Source organism: Aquabacterium sp. (genome assembly GCF_014378415.1).
Lineage (GTDB): Bacteria > Pseudomonadota > Gammaproteobacteria > Burkholderiales > Burkholderiaceae_C > Aquabacterium.
Genome location: NZ_JACMNS010000108.1, coordinates 1 through 11,938 on the forward strand (window position 1 = coordinate 1; position 11,938 = coordinate 11,938).

An 11,938-nucleotide genomic window follows, 5' to 3' on the forward strand; every position below is an offset into this window, starting at 1 on the left:
CCCATGTGAATGGCGTAATCGGTGGCGATGTCGCAGGCGTGCAGCGCAATCATCACGTTCACGGTGCCCGCCTGGTAGTTGCGCACGTCGCCATGGTCAAAGCGCAGGCCTTGGAGGCCCAGCTTGCTGGCAGCCGTGTTGCCCAGCTCAACCATGTCTTGCTTCAAATCAACGCCCGTCACCTGCGCATTCAGGGCCAGGCTGTTGGCCAGGTAGTCGTGGATGGCAAAGGTCAGGTAGCCCTTGCCTGAGCCAAAGTCCACCACGTGGATGTTTGGCGACTGGGCCAGTTGAGACGACGCCAGGGCACTGCTGAACACCTCGATGAACTTGTTGATCTGCTTCCATTTGCGCGACATGGCCGGGATCAGGGTCTGCTTGGCATCGGTCACGCCCAAGGCAGTCAGGAAGGGGCGGTCAAGTGCCAGCAGACGTTCTTTCTGGCGGTTGTGTTCCTGGCTGGTGGGTTCGTGGTTCTCGCTCTTGCCAAAACGCAGCGTGGCCTTACCTTTCTTGCTGATGGCCAATTGGATTTCCTCGGTCGGTGTCAGCAGGTGGGCGTTTCTGAACTCCTGGCCAACCATGCTTTGCAGCGCTTTGAGGCCTTCGTCCACCGGTAGGTTCTTGATGATGTCCTTGGTCTGATGGCGGTGGACGAAAGACAGGCAAGCTTGCCCCTTGATCGTCACCGGACGCACCTGCACGCGGACCAGGTCAGTGATCGGGCCGACGTAGTTGCCCAACACCAATTTGACCAGCGTTTGCTGGTTCAGGTGCTCGTGCACCAAGCTGAAAAATTGATCGTGCGGGGTGGGCATGCAAAGCGCCTTTGGCTGGAAACGGGGCAAGGCGATGATTGTCGATTGCATTTGACCCAAAGCAAAAGCCCGGTCGTTCAAAAAACGCCGGGCTCTTGAGTTCGACGACCACCATCGGGCCGTCTTACCTGCCGGGGTGAGTCCTGGCCGGTCATGTCCCCCAAACGATCAGGGGGGCCGTCTCACCGACGGCGTGATGCTGGCAGATTCACCCTGCCAGCCTGCGGTTAGGCAAGCATTGCACCCGTTCGAGCCACCGTTACCCGGTGTGCCTTGCGGTTGATGGAAATCCCATCGATGACCGCCATTGCAGTGTGTTCCAACTGTGCCTGTGGCTGCAAGTGGGGCCATGCACATCGCGTGCATTGACGTGAAAAGCTGCGCGACTTTCTCCATCGGTAACGGGATGTAAGGCAGACTCGGACGATTGGGCTGACAAGGTGAGACAAAGCATGAAACGTACGGCGCTTTTGACCGTGGCAGAGATGGCGCAGGCAGAGAACTTGACGATGCAGGCTGGGACACCCGGCCAAGTGTTGATGGAGCGGGCCGGTCGGGCCGTGGCCGAGGCCATCCTGGCGCGCTGGACCACCCGGCCCGTGGCGGTGTTGTGCGGCCCCGGCAACAACGGCGGAGATGGCCTGGTGATTGCCCGCTGCCTCAGTGAGGCGGGCTGGCCAGTGCGCGTGGCCTTGCTGGGCGAGTGGTCGGCCTTCCAGGGTGATGCCCTGATTCAGGCGCGCCACTGGGATCCGGCCTCTTGCGTGCCGGTGCACCCCGATGCGCTAGATGGCGCCGAATTGGTGGTTGATGCCCTGTTTGGTTCCGGCTTGAGCCGACCTATGGTTGACATGGCGGCCATCACATTGCAAGCGGTGGCCCAGTCTGGCGTGCCCATGGTGGCCGTTGATGTGCCCAGTGGTGTTTTTGGTGACACGGGGGCCAACGCGGGCGCCGTGAAGGCCACGTTGACGGTGACTTTTTTCCGAAAGAAGCCCGCCCATGTGCTGATGCCGGGTCGGGCTTTGTGTGGCGAGGTGGTGGTGGCCGACCTTGGCTTGCTGGCCGACGTGGGAGAGTTCGTACAACCGGCCACTTTTGAAAACACGCCCGAGTACTGGCTGGCCGATTGGCCCAGGCTGGCAGACGATGACCACAAGTACCAGCGCGGTCACGCATTGGTCTATGGTGGCGGCGTGATGACGGGGGCCTCGCGTTTGTCGGCGCAGGCAGCCGCACGTGCAGGCGCGGGCTTGACCACGGTGGCGGTGCCCGAGTCAGCCTGGCCGGTCTATGCGGCGGCCTTGAACAGCATCATGGTTCAGCCCATGAGCGGTCGGGACTCGGTGGAGCTGGCCGCGAGCTTGCGCGAGGTCTTGGGCGATGCCCGCATCAGCGCGGTCTTGCTGGGCCCGGGTGCGGCCGGTGGCTTGGCCAGGGGCGTGCGTCCTTTGGTGGAAGTGGCCCTGGCCAGTGGCCGCCCTGTGGTGCTGGACGCCGATGCCTTGTCCGCCTTTGAGCACGACCCCGAGGCCTTGTTCGCCTTGATCAAGTCGGCGCGTGCGCCGGTGGTGCTGACGCCGCACGAGGGTGAGTTCGCGCGCTTGTTTCCTCAGGCCAAGACCTTGCCCGCGCCTGACAAGCTCAGTCGGGCGCGTTGGGCGGCGCAGCGCAGTGGGGCTGTCGTGGTGCTCAAGGGCGCGGACACGGTGATTGCCGCGCCGGATGGTGCCGCGCTGGTCAACACCAACGCACCGGCCACGCTGGCCACTGCGGGTGCTGGTGATGTGCTGGCGGGCTTGATCACCGGGCTGCTGGCGCAAGGCATGGCGGTGTTCCATGCCGCCGCCGCGGCAGTGTGGTTTCATGGCGAAGCGGCTCAGGCTTTTGGAGCCGGCCTGATCGCCGATGACCTGCCTGATCAGTTGCCGGCCGTGTTGCAAAAACTGGTGGGAGGACCGGACTGATCCGATAGCTCAGCCGATGCAGGTGCGGTTCTTGCCCGTTTGCTTGGCCTCATACAGGGCCACGTCGGCGCGGTCCAGGGCGGCCTCGATGGCTTCATCGGTGCGGTATTGGGTGACGCCCGCCGAGAAGGTGATGAACACCTTCTTTTCGTCCTGCGTGAAGAATTCGGCGCTCAAGGTCCGTTGCAGGCGGGTCAGAACCAACTGAGCTTCATCCACCGGCGTGTCCGGCAACAGCACGACGAATTCTTCGCCGCCGTAGCGGGCCAGAGAATCACTGGGGCGCAGGCATTCGCTCACGCGGCGCGACAAAAACTGCAGGGCCAGGTCGCCCGTGTGGTGCCCCATCTGGTCGTTGAGCTTCTTGAAGTTGTCCACGTCCAGCAGGCCAATGGCAAGGGCGCCGCCACTGCGCTGCATGCGCGCGCGCTCGGTCTCGAACGACTTGGCCAGGCCACGCCGGTTGGCGATCTGCGTGAGCGGATCGGTGGACACCTCGTCAGACAAGCGGCGGATTTCGTCTTCGAGGGAACGCACGCGGTCCGTCAACTCGGAGGCTCGCTCGTGCTCGGCCTGCATGCGCGTTTGGGCTTGGTTGACCAGGCCATGCACGGCACGGCTTTCGTCCACCATGTCGCGCACCATGCCGGCCAGGCTCTCCAGCGAGTCGGCCTGGCCGATGGTCTCGGCATAGCGCCACAGGCTTTGCTGGAAGCGATCGGTGGTGCTGCCCAATTCGGTGATCTCTTGCAGCATCTGTTGGATGAACTGCTTGAGCGACTGGCGCGCAGAATCACGCTCCAGTTTGAGTTGCTTTTGCCGCTGCCGGGTGCCTTCCAGCAGGTCCTGCATGTGCTTGACGCCACGGCTGTTCAGGCCGTCTTCCAGCTGGAACTGCATGGCCTGGCACTGGCCTTGCACCCAGGAGTCGTCCTCGGCCAACTCGACCAGGCTGTCGGTCAGGGTGTGGCACAGCTCGTTGAGTTGCTCGACCAGGTGGTAGCGGTGTTCGATGATGCGCCGCGCCTGGTCGCAAGCCTGGGTGATCTGGTCGCGCGTGGCGTCTAGATCGGGTGGCTGCAGACCTGATTGGCGGCTTTGGGCGAGGGCGCTTTGCAAGGCGGCCTTGGCTTCACGGGCCTGGCCAAGGCTGTCGGGCAGGGCCGTGATCAAAGCGCCGTGGGTTTGGGTGAGGGCATGCTCGGCCAGAGGGGGCCAGGCCTCACTCTGGGTGGGTACGATCGACTGGACAGCTCCTGGGGCCGTGGTCGAAGGAGTCGCTGCTCGCGCTGACGCCGACTCCGCGTTGGTGGACTCTGACGGTGCACTGTCCTCCGTGCTGTCCACCACTTCCAGCAGGCCCTCATCGAGGGTGTCGCTGTCCCAGCCGCCCACCAGCTGGGTCAGCCGTTGGTGCAGGCGGTTGGCGGAATTCTTGCTGCCTTCCAGCACGCGCTGCAGGCTGTCTTTCTTGCGGCCGGCGGTCCATTGGCGCCCGCCGCGCTCGGCGCCGCGCACGATGCGGCCAATCAGTTGCGACCAACGCTCGCCATCGGCGGCCGGGGTCATGGCGGGGGCCGCATCAAGCGCCGCCGACTCGGTGGGCGCGGGGCTCGCACCTTGCTCGGCCTCGTAGGCCTTGCGGAAATTCTCAGGCGTGGGTTCCAGCCTTTGTTGTGCCAGCTGGCGCAGGGCGGCCTTGGCCAGTTGCGCGGGGGTTTGCTGTGCAGCGCCACTTCCCGATGAACTGCCCATGGTCGATTCCTCGGTGATTTAAACGGTGCTGCTGATGGCTGAACTGCCAATGTCATCGCTGAGCAGGGCAACGCGGGGCAGGCTTTGGTCGGCCGCGGTGTTGGTCAGCCACGTGGCCACGTCGGCCGCTGGCATTGGCCGTGCGAAGAGGTAACCCTGGCAGATGTGGCAGCCCAGGTTGTAGAGCGCTTCCATCTGCGAGACCTCTTCCACGCCCTCGGCGATCACGCGCAAGCCCAGCGCACGGGCCAGCGCGATGATGGCCGAAACCACCGCCGAGCTTTGCGGCGTGGTGCCCAGGTCATGCACGAAGGAGCGGTCGATCTTGAGCTCGCTGATCGGCAGCGTGGTCAGGTAGGCCAGCGACGAATAGCCGGTGCCGAAGTCGTCGATGGAGATCTCGATGCCCATCTGGTTCAGGCGGTGCAGCGAGGGCACCACGCCCTGCAGATCCTTCATCAGACCAGTTTCGGTGATCTCAAGCTCAATGAAATGAGGCGGCACGCCTTCTTGTGTCAGGATCGCCTCGATCTTGTCGACCAGGTTGGGCAGCTCGAACAGGCGGCTGGGCAGGTTGACGGCGATGGACGCGTCAAAACCAAATTGCTTTTGCCAGACCTTGGCCTGGCGCGCGGCCTGGGTGATGGCCCACAGGCTCATCGCGTTGATCAGGCCCGTGGCTTCGGCCAGCGGGATGAAGTCAATCGGAGGGATGATCTTGCCATCGCGCACCCACCGCATCAGGGCCTCGGCGCCCACCATCTTGCTGGTGCGCACGTCGATCTTGGGCTGGTAATACAGCACCAGCTCATTGCGCGCCAGGGCCTTGTGCAGCGCGGTGTCCAGTTCCAGTCGGACGCGGCCCTTGCTGGCCAGTTGCAGGTCATAGACCAGTGCAGTGTTGCGGCCCTGGCTCTTGGCCATGTCCATGGCCACGTCGGCAGTGCGCAGCAGGTCGGCGACGCTCAAACCATGGGCCGGGAACAGGGCGATGCCGATGCTGGCGGTGATGAAGCATTCCTGGCCAGCGGCCACCATGGGGTCGCGCAAGGCTTGCAGGATGCGCGTGGCCGTGTCCATGGCCTCGGCTTCGTTGACGATTTCCGGCAGAAGCACCACGAACTCGTCGGCGCCCAGGCGGCCCACGGCTTCCAGGGTGCGGTGACCGCGCATGCCGGTCATCTCCATATTGCCTTCCATGACCTGCTCGGAGTGCTTCACGCACGAGCGCAGGCGGCGCGAGACCTCGATCAGCAACTCGTCGCCGGCATGGTGGCCCAGGTTCTCGTTGATGATCTTGAACCGATCGACGCCGATTTGCAGCAGGGCCACGCAGTGGTTCAGGCGCTTGGCATGCTCGATGGCGCGCTCGCTGCGCCAGAAGATCTGGCGGCGATTGGGCAGGCCGGTGAGCGTGTCGAAGTTGGCCAGTTGCTTGATCTTGTCTTCAGCCACACGCCGGTCGGTCACGTCCTGGACGATGCCGGTGTAGCCGATCAGGGCGGCCACTTCATTGAATTCGGGTTCGGCCTCGATGTGCAGGATGCGCTGGCGGCCATCGTGCAGGTTGACCTGGATGTCGTTGCACAGCACGGTGCCGTGGTCCAGCACCTCGCGCAGGATGCGCTCGAAACTTTGGCGTTCTTCGGGCGCGATCATGCGCAGGATGCGCCTCAGCCCCAATCGATCACGTCCGCCCAGGCCGAACACGCGCATCCCCTCCATGGAGAAGATGATGTCGGTCACGCCCTGGCGCCAGTCGAAGCTGCCCATGCGGGCCAGGTCTTGGGCGCGTGCCAGCGTGGCCTTGCTGCGCTCCAACTCGTGGCGGGTGCGTGAGGCGCGCAGCAGGTAGCGCAGGCGCCCGGCCAGCAAACTCCACTGCGTGCACTTGATGAAAAAGTCGGTGGCGCCCACTTCGTAAGCGCGGGTGATCGAGGCTTCGTCGTCCAGGCCGGTCAGCATCAGCACAGGCACGGATTCGTAGCCGGGCAGGTGGCGCAGTTCCTGGCAGGTGGCAAAACCGTCCAGCCCGGGCATGACGGCGTCGAGCACCACCACGTCGGGCAGCCATTCGCTGATGATTTGCAGGGCTTGTTCGCCGGAACTGGCCTCGGTGATCGAGAAACCGCGCTCGCGCAGGGCGATGGAGGTCAACAGCAGGTTGACTTCGTCATCATCCACCAGCAGCACCTTGGGCTGCTCTTGTGGGTGATCGGTCCCCAAGGCGCTGAGCCGGTTCACAGCTGAGCCTCCAGCAAGTGGCGCAAGCTGGCGGTCACCCGTTCCACTTCGGGCCGTATGGCACTGATGCGACTAGTCAGATCTTCACCTGTTGAACGCCTGATCATGGCTTCGATTTCGGCACACATTTGAGATAACTTGAGCGCGCCGATGCTGGCTGACGAGGATTTAAGAGTGTGCGCCACATGCGCAATACCTGCATGATCGCCGACTTTGATGGCATCTTCGAGTTGTGGCAGCATCCGCCCGACAGAATTTTCAAAAGCTTTTGACACTCGCTCGATCAATTTGTTCTCGCCCTTGGGGTCCAGGTCTTGCAAACGCTGCAAAGCCTGGCGGTCGAGGACCTCTTCCCAGCCGGCGCTGAGCGATTCGTCGGTGGTGCCGTGCAGTCGGCCGGGCTGGGTGTCTTCAACCAACTGACCGTGCAGAGGCGCCGGCACGGTGATGGGTGCGTCGGGCAGGTCGTTGGGATCGACGTGGGTGTGTTCCACCAACATTTTGTGCAACTGGCTCTGGCGGAAAGGTTTGGACAGGTAGTCGTCGAAACCCAGCCCCAGGAAGCGATCTTCGTCACCCTCCAGCGCGTTGGCCGTGACAGCGATCACTGGCGTGTTCGACGGTGTGATGAATGAGAAACGACTATTCGAGCCGCGGCGGAACCAACCCAGGGCCTCCACGCCGTCCATGCCCGGCATCTGGATGTCCATCAGGATCAGGTCGAAGCGCTGTTCGCCCAGGCGGCGCAGACCTTCCAGGGCTGAACTGGCGACACGCACCTCGCAACCCAGGCGCTTGAGCATCTGCGAGCAGACTTCCTGGTTGACGGTGTTGTCCTCGATGACCAGCACGGCCTTGTTGATGCGCTGGGCTTCCTGCGCCTCGCCACGTTCGGCCGAGATGCCCAGGATGGCCTGGCGCAACTCTGCCTTGCGCAGCGGCTTGGCCACGAAACGCTGGAAACCGACGTCTTGCGCGCGGCGCACGTCGTCAGGTGACGACACCGACGACAGCAAAATCATCTTCAGCTTGGGGTAGCGGCCGCTGGTGCGCACCGCTTCGGCCAGGCCCATGCCGTCCAGGTGGGGCATGTTCATGTCCACCAGGGCCAGGTCAAAGGGCGCATCTTGCGAGGGATGCGCCATCAGCACCTTGAGAGCTTCGCAGCCATCGACGGCCAGCACCACGTGCATGCCCCAGGCCGTCAGCATGTTTTCGATCACGGTGCGGTTGGTGTCGTTGTCGTCCACCACCAGCACGTTGAAGGAAGGCATGTCGGGCTCTTCCAGCATGGCCATGTCGGCTTGCGTGGTGCCAATGCACACCGGCACGCAGAACAGGAACTCAGAGCCGACACCGGGTGCGCTGTGCACCTCAATCTGGCCACCCATCAGCTCGACCAGTTGCTTGGAAATGGCCAGGCCCAGGCCGGTGCCGCCATAGCGCCGGGCCATGCCGCCGTTGGCCTGCACGAAGGCGCTGAACAGGCGAGGCAGCACCTCTGAGGGGATGCCGATGCCGGTGTCTCGCACCATGAACTTCAGGTCCATCGTCTCCGTGCTGCCAGGCCAGGGCAGGTCGACATTGCCATCGATGGCCCGGCGAATGTCGACAACGATCTCGCCGTGTTCGGTGAACTTGATGGCATTGGCCACCAGATTGGTCAGGATCTGGCGCAGCCGCAAGGGGTCGCCATGGATGACGGACGGCAGGCCGGGCTGCTCGTGGAAGCTCAGCTCCAGGCCTTTTTCGTGGGCGCGCGGGGCCATCAGCTCCAGGGTGTCTTCCACCAGGGTGCGCAGCACGAAGTCGCAGGTGGCCAACTCCAGCCGGCCGGCTTCGATCTTCGCGAAGTCCAGGATGTCGTTGATGATCTCCAGCAGGCTTTCGCCGGATCGGTACACCGCCTGGGCAAAGCGGCGCTGCTTGTCGTTCAGCGGTGTGCCCAGCAACAGTTCGGTCATGCCCAGGATGCCGTTCATGGGCGTGCGGATTTCGTGGCTCATGTTGGCCATGAACTGGCTCTTGGCCTGGCTGGCGGCCTCGGCCATGTCGCGGGCGCGTTGCAACTCCAGCGCCTGGCCGTGCTCGTCGGTCACGTCGGACACCAACCCGTAAATGCGCGATTGCCCGTCGGGCAGTCGGCGGGCACGGGTGCGGTGGCGCAACCAACGCAGGCCTTTTTCCGGGTGCTGCAGGCGCAGCAGGGCGTCGGTCGGCTGGTCCTGATCTTCCATGGCCTCTTGCTCAATCAGCAAGGCCCGGTCTTCTGGCACGACCAGGGATTTCAGGCGATCCGGGTGTGCCTGGATGTCTTCGGCCGACACGCCCCACAGGTCTTGCGTGCGGTGGCTGAGGTAGAGGTAGCTGGCACGGTGTTCGCTGGCCACGTAGACGCAGTCGTCCATCGATTCGACCAGCTCGCGGAAGCGGCGTTCTGACTCTTCCAGGTCGGCCTGGGCTTGGCGCGCGGCGGTGATGTCGCGCACCAGCGAGATCAACAGGCGGGGGCGGCCATTGCTGTGCCGCAAGGCAAAGTGGCGGGCATTGACGATGCGCTGCTGCGAGGCGTTTTGCCACTGGAAGTCGTGCTCGATGGTCTGGCCGGTTTCCAAGGCTTCCTGCATCGGGCCTTCGGTCAGGTGCAGCACCGATTCACCCAGGGCCTGGGTGATGGATTTGCCGACCACTTGGTCGCGCTGCAGCTTGAATTCGATCTCGGTGTAGCGATTGATGGCCACCACATTGAGGTTCACCGGATCGAGCACAAACAGGCTGACCGGCAGGTTGCCCAGCAGGGCCTCCAGAAACTCTCGCTCCTGCTCGCGCACATGCTCTTGGGCCTTGCGCTTGGTGATGTCGTTGAACAGGCACACGTACTGGCTGCGCCCGCCCGTTTCGTCCAGCATCTGGATGGCGTCGATCTCGCCCCAGTAGCGGGTGATGAGTTGGCCACCCTGGCGGGCCGCCTCGTAAGACAAACGAAAAGGCATGCCCCGGGCCAGGTGGTCTTCCAGCTCGCGAACGGTGGTGGGCGCGCTGACTTCCTGCTCCAGCAGGTCGCCCAACTTGCGGCCCAGGACCTTGTCTTCGGGCCAGCCGGTCAGGGCGACAAAGGCGCTGTTGATCCACTCGATGGTGCCGTGGCGGTCGGTGATGGCCACGCCGCTGCTGATGCGCGAGGCGACCAGGGCCAGCCGACCCAGGTGCTCGGCGCTGGTGGCCATGTGGGCCAGGTTGGCATCGCGCTGCGCCACAAATCCCAACTGGATGGCGGCAATGTCCAGCACGTGCGACAGGCCGACGCAGTCCTGCTGCGGATCGTCGAACTCCAGCAAGGCCAGAGGCCAGCCTTCGACTGAGACCGGGACGGCCAGGACTTTGTGGGTTTGTGCCGATCGCCATGGGCAACTTGACAAGGGAGATAGCTCGCCTACACCCTGGGCCGAACTGGGGCGCAGGGTGCTCAGGGCCTGGCCCAGCGGGCGTTCATCGCGGTGGGTCGTGGCGATGGCCGTGATGTCGATGATGTCGCCAGCATCGCTGTCGGCGTTGACCCAAGGGCGCAGCAAGGCCGACTCGCCATTCCAGCCATCCACCCGCAGGCAGACCCAGGCCTTGGAGCCCATGTGCTGGTGCAAGGACTGGCCGACCCGTTGCAGCGCTTGGGCCAGCGAGTTGGCACCGTGAGCGGCCTCGACGATTTCTTGGCTCAGGGCGAGCCAGTGCTGCGCGTCGGCGTTGTGCTCAGGCGACACTCTTTCGGTGAACTCCTCGTCCAGGGCCGCGTCGGGCGGACGTGTGGTGCCCGGCTGGTCGGCGGCTGGCTCCTGACGCTGGCGTGCCAGATAGCCGATGCCGGCGGTTGCCCAGCCAGCCAAAGCCAGTCCGAGCCCGCTCAAACCCCAGCCCACGGTCGCCACGGTCGTCATGGCCAGGGCGCTCAGGGTAAGAATAAAGGTCCAGGTAAAGCGCATGATTTCCTTGTCCGGGGATATCGCGTCACGATCCTTGGGTAAGCCAGCCCCGTTGCCTGGAGACCGCAGGGGCATACTGTGTCAATTCGTTAACTAATCACGCACTTTACAGGCACAGTGAAACGGTCAACCAGCAGAAGAAACCCGTTGCGGTCCTTCTTACAATCATTTGAATGCCGGGTAATCATTCTTTGTTAAGTCAGTTCTCTCTCCGTCGGCGCTCCTGCATCCACTTGATGGGGTGGGGTGCGGCGGGTTTGTTGACGCTTGTCTCGATGGTGCTGTTGGGCGCGCCGGCGTGGGCGCACAGCCTTTTCCTGTTGTTGTGGTGCGTGGTGTGGGCAACCGTTTTGGCATGGTTACCCGCGCCAGAATCAGGGATCAGGCCAGACGTGCCTTTGATTCCGCCGGTTGAGGCGATCAACGAGCCCGCCATGAGCGAGTCTGACCAGGAGGTCCTGCGCTATGCCTTGTCGCACGACTTGCGGGCGCCGCTTCGCGTGGTGGATGGCTTCACGCGCATCCTCAAGGAGGACTATGGCAAGGTACTGGACCGGGTGGGCAATGATCACCTGGACCGCGTGTTGGCAGCCTCCAGTCGCATGAACGGCATGATCGACGCCATCCTGGCGCAGGCGCAACTGGCGCGAGAACCCGTCGAGCGCAAGCGCATCGACCTCAGCCTGCTGGCCAAGGATGTGGTCAGAGATTTGTCCGATCTGGAGCGCGACGAAGGCTTGGTGACCGGGCAGGCCAGCCGCCGCGCCGAGTTCAAGGTGGCCGACGGCATGGTGGCCGAGGCCGATCCCACGCTGGTGCGGCGCGTGCTCGATAACCTGATGGGCAATGCCCTGAAATACAGCGCCAAGGTGGCGCAACCCTGCATTGAAGTCGGCGTGATGCCCGCGACCAATCCAGCCGTGTTTTACGTGAAAGACAACGGCGCCGGTTTTGACATGCAGCACGCCGACAAGCTGTTTGGCTTGTTCCAGCGCCTGCACAGCGCCAAGGAGTTTCCTGGCACCGGTGTGGGCCTGGCGGGCGTGAAAAACATCATCTCGCACCATGAAGGCCGGGTGTGGGCCGAGGCCCAGTCAGGGCAAGGCGCCTGTTTCTACTTCACGCTGATCAGTGCTGCCCAAGCGCAGGCCCAGGGGCGCAGCGGTTGATCAACCTG

General features: G+C 63.7%; 6 protein-coding genes. 2 read left to right on the forward strand and 4 right to left on the reverse strand.

The window, feature by feature from the left end; all coding sequences use genetic code 11:
• A partial coding sequence (locus H7225_RS09840; RefSeq protein WP_290661328.1) for an SAM-dependent methyltransferase occupies window positions 1-818 on the reverse strand: 818 nt, incomplete at its 3' end.
• A gap of 452 nt (window positions 819-1,270) precedes the next feature.
• On the opposite strand from H7225_RS09840, the gene H7225_RS09845 reads away from it, so the two are divergent.
• Window positions 1,271-2,785 carry an NAD(P)H-hydrate dehydratase gene (locus tag H7225_RS09845; RefSeq protein ID WP_290661330.1) on the forward strand — a complete coding sequence of 505 codons (1,515 nt, stop codon included), beginning with the start codon at window positions 1,271-1,273 and terminating at the stop codon, window positions 2,783-2,785.
• 9 nt (window positions 2,786-2,794) lie between these two features.
• Here the strand turns inward: H7225_RS09845 and H7225_RS09850 are convergent, their stop codons facing one another.
• The 3 genes from H7225_RS09850 to H7225_RS09860 are packed head-to-tail and all read right to left on the reverse strand — an operon-like array spanning window position 2,795 to window position 10,761.
• Window positions 2,795-4,540 carry a diguanylate cyclase gene (locus tag H7225_RS09850; RefSeq protein WP_290661332.1) on the reverse strand — a complete coding sequence of 582 codons (1,746 nt, stop codon included), beginning with the start codon at window positions 4,538-4,540 and terminating at the stop codon, window positions 2,795-2,797.
• Window positions 4,541-4,558: 18 nt separating this feature from the next.
• Window positions 4,559-6,784: an EAL domain-containing protein gene (locus H7225_RS09855; protein WP_290661334.1), complete on the reverse strand. Its 2,226-nt coding sequence runs from the start codon at window positions 6,782-6,784 to the stop codon at window positions 4,559-4,561.
• Window positions 6,781-10,761 (reverse strand): response regulator, encoded by a 3,981-nt coding sequence (locus H7225_RS09860; protein ID WP_290661336.1) that lies wholly within the window; start codon window positions 10,759-10,761, stop codon window positions 6,781-6,783. The genes H7225_RS09855 and H7225_RS09860 overlap by 4 nt, the downstream gene beginning before the upstream one ends.
• 434 nt (window positions 10,762-11,195) lie before the next feature.
• Between H7225_RS09860 and H7225_RS09865 the strand changes: the two genes are divergently transcribed.
• Window positions 11,196-11,930, forward strand: a complete 735-nt coding sequence (locus tag H7225_RS09865; protein ID WP_290661338.1) for an ATP-binding protein — start codon at window positions 11,196-11,198, stop codon at window positions 11,928-11,930.
• Window positions 11,931-11,938: the final 8 nt, after the last annotated feature.

Bases quoted from the DNA above. Each gene is read 5' to 3' on its own strand.
- H7225_RS09845 (WP_290661330.1), top strand. From the start codon at position 1,271: ATGAAACGTACGGCGCTTTTGACCGTGGCAGAGATGGCGCAGGCAGAG.
- H7225_RS09850 (WP_290661332.1), bottom strand. From the start codon at position 4,540: ATGGGCAGTTCATCGGGAAGTGGCGCTGCACAGCAAACCCCCGCGCAA.
- H7225_RS09860 (WP_290661336.1), bottom strand. From the start codon at position 10,761: ATGCGCTTTACCTGGACCTTTATTCTTACCCTGAGCGCCCTGGCCATG.
- H7225_RS09865 (WP_290661338.1), top strand. From the start codon at position 11,196: ATGAGCGAGTCTGACCAGGAGGTCCTGCGCTATGCCTTGTCGCACGAC.